We start from the raw sequence: 17173 nt of genomic DNA, 5'->3' as shown, positions 1-17173 counted from the left end.
GCCTCCAATGGTCTCCCGCTCTCCCGTCCATCGGCCCGCGCCGCTCTTCGCTCGGATCGCCCGCGCCGCCGCCGTGTCGCTCGCCCTCGTCGTGCCGAGCGTCGCCGCCGCCGAGACCCGGATCGCCGTCGTCGACGTGCAGCACGCCGTCATGCAGACGGAGGACGGCATCCGGGCGCAGGCCACGCTGAAGAAGCTCTTCGACCGGCGGCAGCAGGAGCTCGACGCGAAGCAGACCGAGCTCCAGCGGGCGCGCGAGGACATCGAGAAGCAGTCGCGCGTGCTCTCGCGCGAGTCGCTCCAGAAGCGGATGGAGGACTGGCAGCGCCAGATGGTCGAGCTCCAGACCGTGTTCGTCGACTACAACAAGGAGCTCCAGAAGAAGCAGGGCGAGCTCACCGGGCCCATCCTCAAGAAGATGATGCTCATCGTCGGCCGGATCGCGAAGAAGTCGGGCTACGAGATCATCTTCGACAAGCAAGCGGCCCCGTACGTCCGCGCCGATCTCGATCTGACGGAGCAGGTCATCCAGCTCTACAACACCGGCGGCGGCGAGGACGACGCGGGCGGCGACAAGGCAGAGAAGAAGGACGACGCGAAGTAGCGCGCCGCCCGCGCGCTCCGCACCGCGGAAAGGAGCCGGCCTTGCCTGAGCGAACCCAAGCGCCCGTCACGCTCGACATCCACCAGATCCTGTCGATCCTGCCGCACCGTTACCCCTTTGTGATGGTCGACCGGGTGACGGAGATCACCGCCAACAAGTGCATCCGCGGCTACAAGTGCGTCGCTTACAACGAGCCCTGGTTCCAGGGGCACTTCCCCCAGCGGCCGATCATGCCCGGGGTGCTGATCCTGGAGTCGCTCACGCAGCTCGGCGGCATCCTCGCCTATGCGTCGGATCCATTCGACGCCACGTCGAACCTCATGTTCTTCCTTGGCATCGACAAGGCGAAGTTCCGCCACACCGTGACGCCCGGCGACCGGCTCGATCTCTACGCCGAGGTGCTGCACCACCGCTCGAACGTCTGGAAGCTGCGCGGCGAGGCGAGCGTCGACGGGACGCTCTGCGCCGAGGGAGAGATGCTCGCTTCCATCGTGGATCGCGAGCCCTGATCGGGGAGGGAGATCGCATCATGAGGCCCAGTCCATCGCCGTCGTTCGCCCGGGTCCTCGCGGCCCTCTGCGCCTCGCTCGCCCTCTCGCTCGCAGGCGGCTGCGGCGGCGCCGCGCCCATCGCGCCCCCTGCGCCCGCGACGGGCGGCGGCCTGATCGGCTCGGCGGCGCCCGAGCTCGCGGCCGAGGTCGTGAGCGGCGAGGGGCCCTCGACGCTCAAGGACGCGCGCGGCAAGGTGGTGATCGTCGATTTCTGGGCGACCTACTGCCGCCCCTGCAGAAGATCGTTCCCCAAGTACCAGGAGCTCGTCGACCGCTTCGGCGGCAATCTCGCCGTGCTCGCCGTCTCCCTCGACGCCCCCGAGGACGTCTCGACGGAGCAGCTCGCGGGGTTCGCGGACGAGGCGGGCGTCAGGTTCAAGATCCTCTGGGACAAGGACCAGCGCGCGGAGAAGGCGTACAGGCCGCGGAGGATGCCGACCGCGTTCGTCGTCGATCGGGACGGCGTCGTGCGCCATATCCACGCGGGCTACGAGGACGGCGAGGAGGACAAGATCTCCCGGGAGGTCGAGGCGCTGCTCGGCCCGGCCGCGGCCCGCTCCCCTTGACGCTCCCGAGGAGGCGACGCTCGTCCTGATGACCCCCACCCTGATCCGGCGCGTCTCGGTCGAGGCGCTCGACATCCCGCTGCACGAGCCGTTCGGCATCGCCGGCGGCGCGCAGGAGCGCGCGGCGAACCTCCTCGTCACCGTGGAGCTCGCCGACGGGACGCTCGGCTTCGGCGAGGCGGCGCCGCTGCCCGCGTTCAACGGCGAGACGCAGGACGGGTCGCGCGCCGCCGCCCTCTCCTTGCGCGAGGCCGCGGTGGGCTCGGACGCGCGCGCGTGGCGCGCCGTCGCGCGCGCGCTCCGCGAGGCGTCCGGGGGCGGCGCCGGCGCGGCGCGCTGCGCGATCGAGACCGCGATCCTCGACGCGCTCACGAAGCGCGCGGGCATGCCGCTCTGGGCCTTCTTCGGCGGCTCGGGGACGGCGCTCACGACCGACATCACCATCACCACCGGCTCCCCGGAGCGCGCGGAGGAGGCCGCGCGGCGCGCCTCGGCCATGGGCTTCCGCGCGCTCAAGGTGAAGGTCGGCGGCCGCCTCGCCGCGTCGGACCCGGCGCGCATCGAGGCGATCCACGCGGCCGCGCCCGGGGCGTCGCTGATCCTCGACGGCAACGGCGGGCTCACCGCGAGCGAGGCGCTCGCGCTCGTCGCGCACGCGCGCCGGCTCGGCGCGGACGTCGCGCTGCTGGAGCAGCCGGTGCCGCGGGACGACTGGGACGGCATGAAGGAGGTCACGCGGCGCGCCGGCGTCGACGTGGCCGCCGACGAGAGCGCCGCCTCCGCGGAGGACGTCCTCCGCGTCGCGGCGGAGCGCGCGGCGACCGTGGTGAACATCAAGCTGATGAAGGGCGGCATCGCCGAGGCGCTCGACATCGCGGCGGTCGCCCGCGCCGCGGGGCTCGGGCTCATGATCGGCGGCATGGTCGAGTCGGTGCTCGCGATGACGGCGTCGGCGTGCTTCGCCGCCGGCCTCGGCGGGTTCTCGTTCGTCGATCTCGACACGCCCCTGTTCCTCGCCGAGAACCCGTTCGACGGCGGCTTCGTCCAGCGAGGCCCGGCGCTCTCCCTCGAGGAGATCCGCGCCGGCCACGGCGTCACCCCGGAGCGCCGCTCTCCAGGGGCGGGCTAGCGGCCGCGTCGCCGACAGCGCCGATCCACGCCGGCACGCCCAGCAGATCGAACGGGCCCCGCAGGTCGTCGGGCAGCGGCGCGGCGAGGCGCAGCGGCGCGCCCGTCTCGGGGTGGGCGACGGCGAGCTCGGCCGCGTGGAGCGCGAGGCGGTGCAGCGCATACCGCTCGCGGAACAGGCGGTTGTGCTCGCCCTTGCCGTAGTTCACGTCGCCGATGATCGGGTGGCTGATGTGCTTGAGGTGCCTCCGCACCTGGTGCAGGCGGCCCGTGCGCGGGCGCGCCTCGACGACGGCGTAGCGCTCGAGCGCGTGGAGGCGCTCGAAGTCGGTGACGGCCGGCACGCGCGGCCCCCCCTCGCGCCGCGGGATCGGGTGATCGACGCACCCGCGCTCGGGGGGTACGCCGCGCACGAGCGCCAGGTAGCGCTTCCGCGCGAGGCCCTGCTCGAACTGCGCGCAGAGCAGCGCCGCGGCGGCGGCGTCGAGCGCGACGAGCAGCACGCCGCTCGTCGCGCGGTCGAGGCGGTGGACCGGGTAAACCTTCCGGCCCAGCGCGCGCTCGGCGAGGTCGACGAACACGACCGGCGCGTCGCCCCAGCCGCGGTGCACGAGCAGCCCGGACGGCTTCGCGAAGGCCGCGACACGATCGTCCAGGTGGAGCAGGGAGAGCTGCATCTCGGCCGCGCTCATCCCGTCCCGAGCGCGAGGTACCGCGCGAGCCGCTGGTACAGGGCGGCCGCGAGCTCCGCGTCGTGCTCGCAGACCTCGGCGAAATCGTCCTTGCGGATCCGGATGAGCCGCGTCCGCGCGGCGGCGACCGGCAGCTCGCCCTTGCGCCGCGCGCCCACGAGCGACTCCGGGAAGAGCAGGCCGGAGGACCCGACGCGCCGCCCGTCCGGCAGATTCACGGCCCCGTCGAGCACCAGGTAAGCGACCAGATCGCTCGCGACGTCGCGCGGGATCCGATCCCCCGCGCCGAGCTCCACCTCGACGCCGGCCGCGAGCGCCCCGAGCACCGCCGCGGGGCTCATGCCGGCGAGGAGCGGGCACGCGGAGAGCACCGACAGATCGCGCGAGGACGGGCCGGCGTCGTCCGCGCGCTTGACGAAGCGCTCCTTGATGTCGATGACGATCGCGCTCGCGTTGTCGTGGCCCCCCCGCTCGCGCGCGTGGCCGAGGAGGCCCGCGGCGACCTCCTCGGGCCCGCCCTTCGAGCAGAAGCGGGAGAGCGACGCCTCGCTGTCGATCGCGTTGTGCACCCCGTCGGTGCAGAGGAGGATGCGGTCGCCGCGCGAGAGATCGACGAACACGGTGTCGACCGCGACGGTGCCCGCGAGCCCGATCGCGTTCACGAGCGGGTTCCGTTGCGGCTTCCTGGCCGGGGTCGGGTTTCCGGCCGCGCGGAGCGTATCGTAGAGCGCGTGGTCCTGGGTGAGCTGGACGGTGGTCGTCGGGCGAACCAGGTACGCGCGGCTGTCGCCCGCGTGGGCGAAGAACGCCCGGCTGTGCGCGAGCACGACGAAATCGAGCGTCGTGCCCATCCCCTGGTAGCTCGGCTCCGTGCGGCGCGCCTCCAGGATGGCCGCGTGCGCGGCCTCGGCCACGCGCCGGAGCAGCGCGAACACCTCGCGCCGCGCCTCGATGTTCGGGTCGGCCACGTACGCGTCGAGGATGGCGGCGGCGGGCGGACGGAGCACCTCGCCGCGCACCGTGTCGACAGCGATCTGAGCCGCGACCTCGCCCGCGGCGTGGCCGCCCATCCCGTCGGCGATGCCGAAGAGGGCGAGCTCGGGGCAACAGAGGATCCGGTCCTCATTGCTCGGGCGGACGAGGCCGACATCGGTCGATGCGGCGAACTCGATGCGATAGTCGAAGCGTGGGAGGATCCGGGACACCGCGACCAGGATAGACACCGTGCGGGCGGCGTCAAAATGGCGCGTCTGTCGACGACCGCGCGGCGGCTCCACGCCCGCTCGCCTGCGTCGGCCGGCCCTCCCCCTGTCCCTGCCGCGAGCGCGCGCCACGTCGCCGCCCCGCTGCCCCCCTCGCGGCGGCGCGCAGCGGGGCCTCGCCCTGCCCTGGCCCCGCTGACGCGGGCCGGCGCGCCCTGCGCACCGGCCGAGGCGAGGCCGTGCCTCCGGCGGACACACCAGCGTGCAACGCGCACGGATCCACGGTTGGCCCGACTCTCGCGTCTTCGGGGAGCATGCAACTCATCGAGGTGGACGTCGGGCGCTTTCGGCTCGAATTCGGCGGAGGGCTCGGGCTGGAGGTCATCGTCCTGTTCAGCCGCTCGGTGGCCTTCTGGCGCTGGGGCGGCGAGCTCGTTGCGGAGGTCAGCGTCGGCGTGAGCTGAACCGGACAGCCGTCGTCTCGCCCTGAGCCCCGCCGGCCACAGCAGATTCGGGGCGCGCAGCGGAAGAGCCCCAGACGAAAAATTCCGGTAGGATTCGGCTCGACCGCATGAGGCCACGCCGCTGCCTGACATCCACCACGCTCGCTCCTGCCGCGGCTCTGCCGGAGGCCTGCGCAGCGACTCGGCCGTTCACGCTCGAGCTCGGCGGTCCGACGCGGACTGCGGGGCGCGCGACCTCGCGCCGCTCGTGGAGCGCGCGATGACGGTAGAACCGCGGATCGACGTCGCCACGATGCGGCGCGCGCTGTCCACCGCCGAGGCGGTGATGGCGCTGAACCCTCCCGAGTCGCCGATGACCGAGGGGTACCGGCTGTTCCGGGTGTCAGGCGGTGACGTCGCGTGGCTGGACCTGCCCGCGAACAGCGGCGCATATGCCGTCTTCGGCTCGCACCCGCGCTGCGACATGAAGTTCGCGTCGGGCGACGACGTCTGCGTGCGCCACCTGGTCGCCACCTGCTGCAACCTCCCCGACGGCGGCTTCGGCCTGCGGCTCATGGATCTGCAGACCTCGATCCCCTTCTTCGTGGACGACGACGTGCCGCGGCGGTCGATCGTCGTCAGCGGCCCGCTGCTCGTGCGCATCGGCAAGCACGTGGTCGGCGGGCTCCCGGTCGGGCCGCGCGCCTCGTCGAGGGTGCTCGAGGTGAGCTCGTGCGGGATGAGCGAGCCGCCGCGCGGCCTCGAGAGCGTCGCGAGCAAGGCCGTCAGCGAGGGCGCCGCGCCGCCCCCGGCGACCGAGGGCATCACGACCAGCCACCGCTTCGCCCGCGGAGAGATCTCGCACATCACGTCGGTGCGCCCCGTCTCGCACATCGAGGAGATGGTGGCACCGCGCGCGAAGAGCGGGTACGTGCGGCTCACGCTGCAATCGAGCGAGCGCAGCGCCGCGGTCGAGCTGCCCCAGCAGGCGCTCGACGACGGCGTGCTGCTCGGGCGCGCCGACAACTGCCTCGACCGCGGCCTGCGCGCCGTCCTGAGCACGCACATCTCGCGGACCCACCTGCTGCTCCTGCGGGACGGCGCGGAGATCATGGCCCTCGATCTCTGCTCGACGAACGGGACGAGGTTCGCAGGCCAGAAGGTCCGCCGCGTGATGGTGCCCGCCGAGGGCCTCGCGCTCACGCTCGGCCCCGAGCTCACGCTGGTCTGGCACCCGCAGACCTGACGCGGGTCGCCCTCGCGGCGCGCTACGCGAGGAGCTGGCGCGCGATGACGAGGCGCTGGATCTGGCTCGTGCCTTCGTAGATCTGGAGGACCTTCGCGTCGCGCATCATCTTCTCGACGGGGTACTCCTTCACGTAGCCGTTGCCGCCGAACACCTGCACGGCGTCCACGGCGGTCTGCATGGCGCTGTCAGCGCCGTAGGCCTTCGCGAAGCTCGAGACGATCGGGTCGCGCACCCCGTGATCGAGGTTCCACGCGGCCTTCTGGTAGAGCAGGCGCGTCCCCTCGACGCGGATCGCCATCTCCGCGAGCATCCACTGGATGAGCTGGTGGTTGCCGATCGGCTGGCCGAAGGTCTTGCGCTCCTTGGCGTAGGCCACGCACTCGTCGACGCAGCGCCGCATCAGGCCCGTCGCGGCCGCGCCGATGTCGGGGCGGGTCTGGTTGAAGGTCTCCATGGCGAGCTTGAAGCCCTGCCCCTCGGGCGCGAGCAGGTTCGCCTTCGGCACCTTCACATCATCGAGGAACACCTGGGCGGTGTCGCTCGCCCGCTGGCCGAGCTTGTCCTCCTTCTTGCCGACGCGGACGCCGGGCGTGTCGCGGTCGACGATGAACGCCGCGATCCCCTTGTGCCGCAGCTCCGGGTTCGACGTCGCGAAGATCACGTAGTAGCGCGCGTAGCTCGCGTTCGTGATCCAGCACTTCTGCCCGTTCAGCACGTAGTCGTCCCCGTGCTTCGTGAAGCGCGTCTTGAGGCCCGCGACGTCGCTGCCCGCGTCCGGCTCGCTCGTGCAGTAGCTCGCCATGATCGGCTCGGCGGTGAGCATGCCGAGGTACTTCTTCTTCTGATCCTCGTTGCCGGCGAGCTTGATGGGGGTCAGCGCGAGGCCGTTCGCGAGGAAGCTCGTCTGGATCCCGGTGCATCCGTACGAGAGCTCCTCGGCGAGGAGGGCGTTCTCGAGCTCGCCCATCCCCGGGCCGCCGTACTCGGCCGGGCACGTCGGGTTGACGAGGCCGATGTTCCAGCCCTCCACGAAGACATCCATCGGGAAGTACGACTTCTGATCGCACTCGGCCGCGATCGGGAGGATGCGCTCCTTCGTGAAGCGACGCGCCGTATCGATGAGAGCCTTGTGCTCTTCGCTCACAGAGAAATCGACCACCTTGTGACCTCCGGCTAGTGGGGCGGGGACGGCGCTCGGCGGGCCCGCCAGCTACGCGGGACGAGGGCCTGCGCCCCCGTCACTCCTTCATTCTGCGCCTGCGTCGCTCGAGCTCGGCGCGCACGGCGCGGCTGCCCAGAATGTAGCCGACGATCAGCCCAAGCATCAGCACCACGGGGATGTAGAGCGCGTGCTGCGGGGTCATCTCCCCCAGGTTCGGCATCAGCCCGCCCCCTGGCCCGCTCCAGCCCGCGCCTTCTGCACGGCGGCCTCGAGCGCGTCGATGCGCCGGTCGATCTGCTTCTGCCGGCGCCAGGAGACGAAGACCAGCACGAAGAGGATGAGCCAGATCGCGGCGTACGCCTCGACCAGCAGCTTCTCTCCGCTCTGCATGTCGTTCCCCCCCTGAACGGGGCGGAACGCCTGCGCTCGGTCGTCCGTCGTGGTGCTCGTCGGCTGCTGCAACGCCGCATGGGAGAACAAGGAATGATTGGATTGCATGTTGTCAGTCCTCTCCGATGCCGGCTTCGAGGGCCTCTTGCTCGAGCTCCGCGAGCCGCGCGGACGCGAGATCGACGCGGTAACGCGCCCACACGAGCGCGAGGGTGAGCAGGGTGAACGAGAGGAAGCCGAAGCCGAGCGCCATCTTCATGTCAGGGTGCCCGAGGCCGCCGCCTTTGCCCGTGATGACCGTGGGGTGGTTACCGCCCCACATCTTCACCGAATAATGGATGATCGGCAGGTTGGCCGCGCCGAGGACGCCCAGGGCCGCCGCGAACTTGCGCTCGGCGTCGCTGTCGCCGGTGAAGGCGCGGAGCACGACGTAAGCGATGTAGATAAGCACGCTGAGCAGCGACGTCGTGAGGCGCGGATCCCACGTCCAGTACACGCCCCACGCCTTGGCGGCCCACAGCGGACCGGTGACGAGGACGATCAGCCCCATCGCCACGGCGACCTCGGCGCCGGCCTTCGCCAGCGAATCCCAGCGCTGGGTGCCGCGCGCGAGGTAGCCGGCGGAGCCGATGAAGCAGATGGTCGCGCCGATGTACATCGCGTACCCGGCGGGGGCGTGGAAGTAGAAGATCTTCTGCACGATCCCCATCGAGGCCTCGGTCGGCACGACGTACGCCACGAAGTGGAGAGTGCCGATGACGGCGAGGGCCGACGCCGCGAGCAGGACGTAAAACGCGATGCTGGCGCCCGCGGATGCGCCGCTCGCCGCGCGCCGCGCCGCATCACCGTTCGCTGCCAAAGCCACCTTGTGCGGCGCCCGCTCGACGTTGACGTTGGCTCCCATGCTGTCGCGCACCGTACTGCCAAGGACGGTCGCGTTCAAGCCGGGGTGACGCGGAGCCGAGCGGCGCCCGAGCGACGCAGCGCGTGCCTCAGCGCGGCCGCCCCCTCGCTCAGGTGCCGTCCGGCGCGATGGCGTCCCAGCCGGTCGCCTTCGCCAGCCGCGACATCGCCATGTCGAGATCCATCGTCGCGTTCAGCTGGTTGAATCGGTTCGTGGCATATGCCTTGGCTGGATCGATGAGATCCTTGTCCGCCATCGTCCCGACGTCGATTCCTTGCTGCACCATCACGAGCCAGCGCTTCCCGTACTTGGCCGCCTTGGTGTACGCGTCGAGCCGCTTCTGGGCCTCCACGACCTCGGCATAGGCGGTCTCGACCTCGGTCGCGACCCCGCCCATGGCGAAGCGCTGCGTCGCGGCCATCTCCTCGAGCTGCGCCTCGGCGGCGCGGATGCGCGCCGATTGCGGCAAGAGGTCGAGCTTCCACTGCAGCGCGAGCGCCGCGCTGTAGTGGAAGAAGTTGCCGGGGTCGCTGGTGAACGGGTTCAGCTGATCCGCGACCTCCGGGGCGGCGCTCACCCCGACCTGCAGGGCGATGCCGATGTCGGGGAACAGCTGCGCGCGCGCGAGCCGCACCTGCGCGGACCTCGCGTCGAAGCCGGCGCGCGCCTGCGCGAGCTCCGGCCGGTACAGGCGCGCCGCGGTCAGGTAACGGGTGACGTGGCCGAGCCGGTGGTTCGGCGGGCGGATCGGGACGTCGGGGATGTCGAGATCCGCGACGCCCGTGTAGAAGCGCAGCCCCGCCAGCGCGACCGAGATGTATTTGTCGACCTCGGCCCCGCGCGCCTCGAGCTCGGCCCCGAAGGTCTGCAGCTTGAGCAGCTCGATGGGATCGCCCTCCTCGCGCTCGACCTGCTCCTCGAGGCGCCGGAGGGCCTTGTCCATCTCGGCCCTCACGTCGACGAGCAGGCTCCGCGAGTCGCGCGCGAGCTGGAGGCCGAAGTAGGCCTTGCGGACGTCGAGCCGCACCGCGTCCCGCTCCTTCTCGACGCTCGCCTGGTTCACCCGGACGTTCGCCTCGGCGGCGTCCCAGAGGTTCGTGATCTTCCCGAACGTCCAGAGCGGGACGACGCCGTCGATGTTCACGCGCCAGCCGACCCCGAGGCTCGAGGTGAGCGAGACGTCGGTGTTCGGGCTGAAGACGTTGTTCCCGCGGACGGTCGGCGCGAGCGCGACGCCGCCCGTCAGCTTGAACTGCGAGAACGGGGCGTACCGGGCCTCGTCGAGCTGCGCGCGGACCTGATCGAGCTTCGCGCGCGCGGCGGCGACGTTCGGGTGATTGCGGTCGGCGAGCGCGAGCACGCCGGGGAGATCGTGGACCACCGCCGCTCGCCGCCCGGGCGCCCCGCCGGTGTCGGCGGCGGCAGCAGGGAGCGGCGCGAGCCGGACCGCGAGGGAAACGGCGGCGGCAGCAAGGGCAGCTCGTGCAGCGCGTCGGGCCATTTTCGGCGCAACGTAGCACGAGCCGGCCGCGCGCTTCTGCGACGTGCGCGCGCGACGTGGGCCGCGACGTGTCCGCGCGTCAGCCCGCGCCGCCCTTGCTCGGCCCCGCCCCGTCGCTCTCCCCCTGCGCCGGCTCGTCTCCGCGCGACGCGACTTTTTTCTTCAGCCTCCGGAAGTTCGAGCGATCCATCCCCGCCTGCCGCGCCGCCTCGCTGAGGTTGTTGCCCGTGCGCTCCAGCAGGCGCCCGACGTAGATCTGATCGAACGCGTCGACGGCGCGCTCCTTGGCCTCCGCGTAGGCGAGATCGCAGAGCTCGGCCGGCAAGACGAGCGCGTCCCTCGGAGGGCGAAGCGGCGGCCCGGAGCGCCCCGACACCGAGGGCGGCAGGTCCGCGGGCAGGATCGCCTCGCCGCGCGCGGAGATCACGGCGTGCTCGATGGCGCTCTCGAGCTCGCGCGCATTGCCCGGCCACGCGTGCTCGCGGAGCAGGCGCGCCGCCTCGGGGCCGATCCGCTTGACGTCGCGCCCGTGCCTGCGCGCGCACCGGTTCAGGAAGTGGCTCGCGAGCAGCGCGACGTCCTCCTTGCGCCGCCGGAGCGGCGGCAGCTCGACGACGATGACGCCGAGGCGGTACGCGAGATCCTCCCGGAGCTGGCCGGCGGAGGCGAGCTCGCGGAGGCCTTCGCACGCCGACGCGATCACGCGCACGTCGACGCGGCGCGGCTCGCCCCCCGCCCTCGCGATCTCGCCGTGCGTGAGGACCCGGAGCAGCCTGGCCTGGGCCGCGGGCGGCAGCGCCGAGACCTCGTCGAGGAAGAGCGTGCCCTTGTCCGCCGCCTCGATCAAGCCCCCGCGGGCGCGCCCGTCCGGCGAGGCGTCGCCGCCCTCGCCGAAGAGCTCGTCCTCGGCCCGCGACCCCGGCAGCGCGCTGCAGTCGACGGCCACGAACGGCCGCGCGGCGCGCGGGCCGCGCCGGTGGACGGCGCGCGCGACGAGCTCCTTGCCCGTCCCGCGCTCGCCGATCAGCAGCAGGGGCGCGCCGACGGCCGCCACACCGAGCGCCTTCCTGTAGGCGTCCTGCATCGCGGGCGAGCTCGTGATCACCTCGCCGAGCTGCTCGTGCTCGTCGACCCGCTCCTCGAGGGCCCGCGCGCGGCCCTCGAGCCGCCGGCGCTCGATCGCGCGCTCGATCGCGATCGAGACCGCGGCCTCCGCGTCGACGGGCTTCGTCACGAACCCGTACGCGCCGGCGCGCACGGCCGCGATCGCGGCGTCGAGGTCGGCGTGGCCGGCCATCACCACGACCTCGACATCGGGGTACGTGGCCCTGATCCGATCCAGCACCTCGGCGCCGCTCATGCGCGGCATGGCGAGGTCGAGCAGCACCGCCTCGACGCGGGTCGTCGCGAGCAGCCCGAGCGCCGCGGGGCCGTCCTCCGCGGTGAGGACGTCGAAGTCGCGCACGAGCGCGCGCGCCAGGCCGCGGCGCAGGGCCGGCTCGTCGTCGACGAGGAGGATACGGGCGCGATCTGCGGCGTTCACGAGGCGGAGCGGCGAGGCGCGACTACAGCGGCTTGCGTGAGGCGAAGGGCGGGAGGTCGGTGCCCCGGCGCGTCTGCGGCTCCCTCGGCTCGTCCGTGGCCGTGTGCGCCGTGTGCGCCGCGTGCGTCGCGGCGAAGGCGGGATCGCTGGAGCGGCGGAGCTTCCCCGGCGGCGGCGAGGACTGCGGCTCGCCGCTCGCCGCCGGCGTGTAGATCTGGCCGTGCTGCTGGAAGACGCAGATCCGGTTGCCGCCCTCGCGCTTCGCCTGGTTGAGCGCGCTCTCGGCGGCGCGGATCAGCCCGTCCTTGGAGCGGACGTCGCGCGAGGGGTAGAGCGCGACGCCGATCGAGACGCTGCACGGCCTCGCCTCTCCGCCGAACTCGACCGGGTTGCCGGCGGCCTCGCGCCAGATCCGCTCGGCCACCGTCAGCGACCCGGCGAAGTGGGTGCTCGGCAGGACGATGAGGAACTCCTCGCCGCCGTAGCGCGCGACCACGTCGACCTCCCGGACGGAGCGGCGGATCCCATCGGCCACGCGCCGGATCACGGCGTCGCCGAGCGTGCGCCCCCCGGTCTCGTTCATCACCTTCAGCCGATCGATGTCGACGAGCACGCAGGCGAACGGCTCGTGGTAGCGCTCCGCGCGCTTGAACTCCTCGTTGAGCCGCGTGAAGAGGTAACGGTAGTTGTATAGCCCCGTCATCTCGTCGTGGATGGAGAGCTGCTCCAGGTAGGCGCGCTGCGCCGCGACCTGGTCGTGCAGCCGCTTGATCCGGAGCATCGCGCCGACCCGCGCGAGGAGCTCCTCCTCCTCGAACGGCTTGCAGACGTAGTCGTCGGCGCCGATCTTGAGCCCCTCGACCCGGTTCGCCGTGTCGCTCTTCACGGTGACCAGCACGACGGGGAGGAACGACTCGGAGGTCATGCTCTTGAGCAGCCTGCACGCCTCGAGGCCGGTGAGCCGGGGCATCACGATGTCGAGGAGCACGAGATCGACCCCTCCCCGCCCGATCAGCTCGATCGCCTCCTGACCGTCGTCGACCGCCTCGACCTGGAAGCCGGCCTTCTGGAGGATGCTCGCCAGCATCTGGCGCGCGAGGCGGTCGTCGTCCGCGACGACGATCCTGGCCGGTCGACCGCTCGGGAGCTCGATCGGCGCGGAGAGCGGAGCGCTTCGGAGGTCGTCGCTGTTCGGCACCGGCACATCCTCCCTTCAGCCGGGGCCGGGCGCAACGAGATCGCGCTGCGGCGGACGCCGCCTCGCCGGAGGTCGCGCGCGGTCGCGCGCAATCACGAAGGCAATCGCGGGAGTTGCCCGGGCAAGTCGCCCCTGCGTCGCCGATCTCGCGCGGGCTGCCGTCGCGCTGGTTTCGCGGTAAGGACCCGGCATGACTCAGGCGCGGTTCTGGAAGCTCGCGGCGCTCGCGCTGGCCTTCACGCTCGGCGTGATCCTGTGGGGCGCGTTCGTGCGCGCGACCGGCTCGGGGGCCGGCTGCGGCAGCCACTGGCCGACGTGCAACGGCGACGTCATCCCGCGCTCTCCGAGCGCGGCGACCTTCATCGAGTTCACGCACCGCGCCACCTCGGGCGTCGCGTTCCTGCTCGTCGCGCTGCAGCTCGTCTGGGCCTTCGTCGCGTATCCGTCGGGCCACCCCGTGCGCGGCGGCGCGGCCGCGTCGATGCTGTTCATGATCACCGAGGCGGCGGTCGGCGCCGGGATCGTCCTGCTCGAGTACGTCGCCCACGACGCGTCGGCGGCCCGCGCGATCTGGATGGCCGTGCACCTCATCAACACGTTCCTGCTGGTGGGCGCCATGACCTGCACCCTCTACTGGGCGCGCGGGGGCCGGCGCGTGCGCTTGCGCGGCCAGGGGGTGACGGGCGCGCTGCTCGGCGCCGGGCTCGCGGGGGTCCTGGCGGTGGGCGTGACCGGGGCCATCGCCGCGCTCGGGGACACGCTCTTCGCCGCGGCGTCGCTCCGCGAGGGCCTGGCGCAGGATTTCTCGCCCGCGGCGCACTTCCTGCTGCAGCTGCGCGTGCTGCACCCGACCGTGGCGGCGGCCGTGAGCGTCTACCTCCTCTTCGCCCGCGGCGCCGTCGCTGCCCGGCGCCCCTCGCCCGAGGTCGCGCGGCTCTCGGCGGCGATCGGAGCGCTCGTGCTGCTGCAGATCGGCGCGGGGGTCCTCAACCTCTTCTTGCTCGCGCCGGTGTGGATGCAGCTCGTCCACCTCCTGCTCGCCGATCTCCTGTGGATGGTCCTCGTCACGTTCGCCGCGGCGGCGATGAGCGAGTCGGCCTCGCCGGCGGACGCGAGCCCGCCCGGGGAGAAGGCCCGGCGGGAGGCGGTCGCCCTCTAGTTGCCCTGAAGCGGTGAGCTCGGCCTCGGCCCGGGCCCCCGCCGCGGCCAGCCGGAGCCCTAGAGATCCGAGCTCTCCTCGTCGCTCCCGGGGTCCTGCGAGATCGTGCGGCGCTCGGAGCGCTTGCGCGCTCCCTCGGCCGGCGCCGCCGAGCGCTGCTCGGGGACGGACGGGGGGAAGTCGACCTGGAGCACCATCCCTTGATCGGTCTCGAGCACGCGGTAGGTCGCGTCGGCCTGGGTGCGCAGGTCGATCACCATGTCGAGATCGTTGCCCTGGCCGACGAGCTGCACCTGGGTCACCGGGGTCGCGAAGAACGACGTCACGAGCGGGAAGCGGTTCGTCTGGATCGCCCCCGCGCCCTTCAGCCGGTAGACGAGGCGTCCGGCAGCCTTCGACTCGGCGACGTCGACCTTGCCGCCGTGGATCTGCACGAACACGCGCGAGCCGCCGGTCGGGAGCATGCGGAAGCCGGGGAAGGTGGCGACCGGCCGCCCGGCGAGGCTCGCCTGCGCGTCCTTCTTGGGCTTGCGCGCGCGCCCGGGGCGCTTCGGCGCGCCGGCGGTGCCGCCGCGCGGCTTGTTGACCGCCGGCTTCTGCGGAGCCGCGGCCTTCTCCGGCGCCGCGGGGGCCTTCGGGGCCGGCTGGGCGGTGGCGCCCTGCGCGAGGGCCAGCGACGAGGCGAGGCCGAGGGCCAGCGAGAGGCTCAGCGAGAGGTGCCTGGAAGGTCGCATCCTAGCAGTACAGCACGACCGCCTGGCCCGGCAAAGGCGGCAGCACGGTAAGCTCCGCGTGTGCCGGCCCGCGCTCCACGCTTCTCGCATGTCATCGGCGTCGACGACGCGCCGTTCGCCCGCGACCACCGCGGCGACGTGCAGGTCGTCGGGACCGTCTTTTCGGGGCTGCGCCTCGAGGGCGTCCTCTCCACCCGCGTGAGGCGCGACGGGCGGAACGCCACCCCCGCGATCGCCGCGATGATCCGCGGCTCCCGCTTCTACGCCCAGGCGCAGGTGGTCATGCTCCAGGGCATCGCGGTGGCGGGCTTCAACGTCGTCGATCTCGCGGCGCTGCACGAAGCCCTCGCCCTGCCGGTCGTGGTGGTGGCGCGGCGCCTCCCCGACCTCGACGCGATCCGCGACGCGCTGCTCTCGCGCGTCCGGGGGGGACGCCGCAAGTGGGCGCTCATCCAGCGCGCCGGCCCGATGGAGCCGGTCGCGGGCGTGCACGTGCAGCGCGCCGGCATCTCGCTGGACGACGCGAGCGCGCTCATCGCGCGGCTCTCGGTGAACGGCCGCCTCCCCGAGCCCCTGCGCGCCGCGCACCTCATCGCCGGCGGGCTGACCACCGGCGAGAGCCGCGGGCGCGCGTGACGGGACGCTGACGAGCCGCGGACGGGCCGCGACGGCTCGCGCGCGTCAGAGCGCCTGCCGGCGCGGAGCGCCGGCGGTGCCCGCCTTCTCGGCCTTCTTCCCGCGGCCTGTCACCTTCGAGTAGATGACGTCGAGGTTGGCGTTGATGTCGAGATAGAACTGAGCGTCAGGGCTGTAGAAGAAGTTCCTCCGCTGGCCGCCCTCCCCGAGTTGCCTCGTTGTGTTGTTGTAGCCGAGCGTGAGGTCGACAACCTCGTAGACCGGGTAGTTCAGGTTGATGTCGAACGACGTGCTCGGATGGTAGGTCTCGCCGCGGGACTCGACCGGGGCGCAGCCGGTCGCGATCTCGGCGCACAGGTCCTCGAACCCGTGCTTCCACTGGGGGAGCAGGGCGAAGCTCGTCGCCATCGAGAGGTCCTTGTAGAGCGGTAGGCTGAAGTCGAGGCTCACGGTCAATCGGTCCATGACGAAAGAGGTCCCGCTCAGCTGCTCATCGGGGGCCACCTCGCCGCTCGGGTTCATCCGGGGCCGGTTGAGGTCGCCGTTCACCGGCGTGAATGACCTCGAGAACAGGTGCGCATACATCACACCAAGCCTCGCCGTCACATCGTTGAGCCCGCTGGCCTTCGAGCCGAGCAGCTTGACCTTCTGCGTGATCTGCGGGCCGAGCGACAGGGTGAAGTACTTGCCGGAGTTCCAGCTCGCCGGCGAGGTCGGCAGGATCACGCGCAGCCGCATGGCGGCGTCCGTCTTGTAATCGCCTTTGTTCGCGCCGCCGCTCTGCCAGAGCTCGCGCCTGTACTGGGCGCCGAGCGAGGCGTCCTTGAGCTGCGTCTCCCGTCGGTCCGCCGTGATGTCGCTGTTCGTGAGCTCGACCAGCCAGCCGATCTCGGCTGACAGGGACACCTTGTCCTTGGGGCGGTCGAGCAGGTAGTAGCTCGGCCTCAGCGTGAAGTCCCAGCCGTAGACCTGGATGTCGGGCGCGTACTCGCCGCCGACGCCGAAGAGGGTCGTGCTGCCGGCCTGGTTCCAGGTGAACGTCGTCCCCCGCCAGCGCAGGTTCGTCTCTTCGTCCTCCTCCTGCATCGAGTCCGCTGCGGTGGCCTGATTCCACTGCACCACCGGGGAGACCGCGCCTGAGTCCGGCCGCGAAGTCTCCGGGGGTGACGGCGCCTCCGCCGGAGGCTGAGGCTGCGCGGGGGGCGCCGGCTCCGCGGGCGGAGCGGCAACCGGCGCAGCAGCAGGAGCGCCGGGAACCGCGGCAGGAGCGCCGGGCGCTGCCGGCGCCGGGGCGGCCGGTTGCTCGGTCGGCTGGAGCGGCGTGGGATCGACCGGCGGAGCTGTCGGCTGGGCGGGCGGCGTCTGCGCGGACGCTACCGAGATGCTGCCCAGGACACCGGCAGCCACAAGCAACGATCGGAACGTCATCTCCACTCCCTCTCCTGGTCGCCTCGGACCCTCACGCTCCACCGCGCGCTTGGCCAAACGTCGGCCCCACTCCGCGCGCCCCC

General features: G+C 72.2%; 19 protein-coding genes. 8 read left to right on the top strand and 11 right to left on the bottom strand.

The window, feature by feature from the left end; genetic code table 11:
• The first annotated feature begins 7 nt into the window (after positions 1-7).
• Genes WMF11_RS15980 through WMF11_RS15965 form a run of 4 tightly spaced genes read left to right on the top strand, consistent with a single transcriptional unit; the run spans position 8 to position 2850 of the window.
• On the top strand, positions 8-604 hold the full coding sequence (locus WMF11_RS15980; RefSeq protein ID WP_437552722.1) for an OmpH family outer membrane protein: 597 nt from the start codon (positions 8-10) through the stop codon (positions 602-604).
• Between the two features lie 41 nt (positions 605-645).
• Positions 646-1113, top strand: a complete 468-nt coding sequence (gene fabZ / locus WMF11_RS15975) for a 3-hydroxyacyl-ACP dehydratase FabZ (RefSeq protein WP_437552721.1) — start codon at positions 646-648, stop codon at positions 1111-1113.
• Positions 1114-1133: 20 nt separating this feature from the next.
• The gene (locus WMF11_RS15970; protein WP_437978056.1) at positions 1134-1721 is read left to right on the top strand and encodes a TlpA family protein disulfide reductase; all 588 of its coding nucleotides are present in this window, start codon (positions 1134-1136) and stop codon (positions 1719-1721) included.
• Between the two features lie 28 nt (positions 1722-1749).
• Complete coding sequence (locus tag WMF11_RS15965) at positions 1750-2850, top strand: dipeptide epimerase (protein ID WP_437978055.1); 1101 nt, start codon at positions 1750-1752, stop codon at positions 2848-2850.
• Here WMF11_RS15965 and WMF11_RS15960 read toward each other — a convergent pair.
• Together WMF11_RS15960 and WMF11_RS15955 are read right to left on the bottom strand one after the other, a co-directional pair.
• Complete coding sequence (locus tag WMF11_RS15960; protein WP_437978054.1) at positions 2816-3541, bottom strand: pseudouridine synthase; 726 nt, start codon at positions 3539-3541, stop codon at positions 2816-2818. The genes WMF11_RS15965 and WMF11_RS15960 overlap by 35 nt on opposite strands.
• The gene (locus WMF11_RS15955; RefSeq protein WP_437978053.1) at positions 3538-4746 is read right to left on the bottom strand and encodes a protein phosphatase 2C domain-containing protein; all 1209 of its coding nucleotides are present in this window, start codon (positions 4744-4746) and stop codon (positions 3538-3540) included. Before WMF11_RS15955 ends, WMF11_RS15960 begins: the two co-directional genes overlap by 4 nt.
• A gap of 311 nt (positions 4747-5057) precedes the next feature.
• On the opposite strand from WMF11_RS15955, the gene WMF11_RS15950 reads away from it, so the two are divergent.
• On the top strand, positions 5058-5207 hold the full coding sequence (locus WMF11_RS15950) for a hypothetical protein (protein WP_157906681.1): 150 nt from the start codon (positions 5058-5060) through the stop codon (positions 5205-5207).
• A 259-nt stretch (positions 5208-5466) separates the two neighbouring features.
• Complete coding sequence (locus WMF11_RS15945; RefSeq protein WP_437552716.1) at positions 5467-6432, top strand: FHA domain-containing protein; 966 nt, start codon at positions 5467-5469, stop codon at positions 6430-6432.
• Between the two features lie 22 nt (positions 6433-6454).
• On the opposite strand, the gene WMF11_RS15940 is transcribed toward WMF11_RS15945, so the two are convergent.
• From WMF11_RS15940 to WMF11_RS15910, 7 genes are all read right to left on the bottom strand, one after another.
• Positions 6455-7594, bottom strand: coding sequence for an acyl-CoA dehydrogenase family protein (locus WMF11_RS15940; protein ID WP_437552715.1), 1140 nt, complete (start codon positions 7592-7594; stop codon positions 6455-6457).
• A 79-nt stretch (positions 7595-7673) separates the two neighbouring features.
• Entirely contained in the window at positions 7674-7817 is a 144-nt protein-coding gene (locus WMF11_RS15935) for a hypothetical protein (RefSeq protein WP_012235483.1), read from the bottom strand.
• Positions 7817-8095, bottom strand: a complete 279-nt coding sequence (locus WMF11_RS15930; protein WP_437978052.1) for a CcmD family protein — start codon at positions 8093-8095, stop codon at positions 7817-7819. The genes WMF11_RS15935 and WMF11_RS15930 overlap by 1 nt, the downstream gene beginning before the upstream one ends.
• A gap of 4 nt (positions 8096-8099) precedes the next feature.
• Positions 8100-8891: a cytochrome c biogenesis protein gene (locus tag WMF11_RS15925; RefSeq protein WP_437552713.1), complete on the bottom strand. Its 792-nt coding sequence runs from the start codon at positions 8889-8891 to the stop codon at positions 8100-8102.
• A 109-nt stretch (positions 8892-9000) separates the two neighbouring features.
• Positions 9001-10392, bottom strand: coding sequence for a TolC family protein (locus WMF11_RS15920; RefSeq protein ID WP_437978051.1), 1392 nt, complete (start codon positions 10390-10392; stop codon positions 9001-9003).
• A 79-nt stretch (positions 10393-10471) separates the two neighbouring features.
• The gene (locus WMF11_RS15915; protein WP_437978050.1) at positions 10472-11935 is read right to left on the bottom strand and encodes a sigma-54-dependent transcriptional regulator; all 1464 of its coding nucleotides are present in this window, start codon (positions 11933-11935) and stop codon (positions 10472-10474) included.
• Between the two features lie 22 nt (positions 11936-11957).
• Positions 11958-13133: a diguanylate cyclase gene (locus WMF11_RS15910; RefSeq protein WP_437978049.1), complete on the bottom strand. Its 1176-nt coding sequence runs from the start codon at positions 13131-13133 to the stop codon at positions 11958-11960.
• 190 nt (positions 13134-13323) lie between these two features.
• Between WMF11_RS15910 and WMF11_RS15905 the strand changes: the two genes are divergently transcribed.
• On the top strand, positions 13324-14292 hold the full coding sequence (locus WMF11_RS15905; protein ID WP_437978048.1) for a COX15/CtaA family protein: 969 nt from the start codon (positions 13324-13326) through the stop codon (positions 14290-14292).
• Between the two features lie 59 nt (positions 14293-14351).
• Here the strand turns inward: WMF11_RS15905 and WMF11_RS15900 are convergent, their stop codons facing one another.
• Entirely contained in the window at positions 14352-15026 is a 675-nt protein-coding gene (locus WMF11_RS15900) for a hypothetical protein (protein ID WP_437552708.1), read from the bottom strand.
• A 60-nt stretch (positions 15027-15086) separates the two neighbouring features.
• Between WMF11_RS15900 and WMF11_RS15895 the strand changes: the two genes are divergently transcribed.
• Entirely contained in the window at positions 15087-15662 is a 576-nt protein-coding gene (locus tag WMF11_RS15895) for a DUF99 family protein (protein WP_437909214.1), read from the top strand.
• Between the two features lie 45 nt (positions 15663-15707).
• On the opposite strand, the gene WMF11_RS15890 is transcribed toward WMF11_RS15895, so the two are convergent.
• Positions 15708-17090, bottom strand: coding sequence for a hypothetical protein (locus tag WMF11_RS15890; RefSeq protein WP_437978047.1), 1383 nt, complete (start codon positions 17088-17090; stop codon positions 15708-15710).
• Between the last annotated feature and the right edge of the window lie 83 nt (positions 17091-17173).

It is taken from the genome of Sorangium sp. So ce295 (genome assembly GCF_051527405.1).
In the GTDB taxonomy this organism is placed as follows: Bacteria; Myxococcota_A; Polyangia; order Polyangiales; family Polyangiaceae; genus Sorangium; species Sorangium cellulosum_B.
Note: the sequence above shows the minus strand (reverse complement) of the source record. Positions and strands in the feature narration are given on the sequence as shown.

Coding starts and splice junctions, on each gene's coding strand:
- WMF11_RS15950 (WP_157906681.1), top strand. CDS start 5,058: ATGCAACTCATCGAGGTGGACGTCGGGCGCTTTCGGCTCGAATTCGGC.
- WMF11_RS15930 (WP_437978052.1), bottom strand. CDS start 8,095: ATGCAATCCAATCATTCCTTGTTCTCCCATGCGGCGTTGCAGCAGCCG.
- WMF11_RS15960 (WP_437978054.1), bottom strand. CDS start 3,541: ATGAGCGCGGCCGAGATGCAGCTCTCCCTGCTCCACCTGGACGATCGT.
- WMF11_RS15965 (WP_437978055.1), top strand. CDS start 1,750: ATGACCCCCACCCTGATCCGGCGCGTCTCGGTCGAGGCGCTCGACATC.
- WMF11_RS15935 (WP_012235483.1), bottom strand. CDS start 7,817: ATGCCGAACCTGGGGGAGATGACCCCGCAGCACGCGCTCTACATCCCC.
- WMF11_RS15980 (WP_437552722.1), top strand. CDS start 8: ATGGTCTCCCGCTCTCCCGTCCATCGGCCCGCGCCGCTCTTCGCTCGG.
- WMF11_RS15905 (WP_437978048.1), top strand. CDS start 13,324: ATGACTCAGGCGCGGTTCTGGAAGCTCGCGGCGCTCGCGCTGGCCTTC.
- WMF11_RS15890 (WP_437978047.1), bottom strand. CDS start 17,090: ATGACGTTCCGATCGTTGCTTGTGGCTGCCGGTGTCCTGGGCAGCATC.
- WMF11_RS15920 (WP_437978051.1), bottom strand. CDS start 10,392: ATGGCCCGACGCGCTGCACGAGCTGCCCTTGCTGCCGCCGCCGTTTCC.
- WMF11_RS15925 (WP_437552713.1), bottom strand. CDS start 8,891: ATGGGAGCCAACGTCAACGTCGAGCGGGCGCCGCACAAGGTGGCTTTG.
- WMF11_RS15970 (WP_437978056.1), top strand. CDS start 1,134: ATGAGGCCCAGTCCATCGCCGTCGTTCGCCCGGGTCCTCGCGGCCCTC.
- WMF11_RS15900 (WP_437552708.1), bottom strand. CDS start 15,026: ATGCGACCTTCCAGGCACCTCTCGCTGAGCCTCTCGCTGGCCCTCGGC.
- WMF11_RS15945 (WP_437552716.1), top strand. CDS start 5,467: ATGACGGTAGAACCGCGGATCGACGTCGCCACGATGCGGCGCGCGCTG.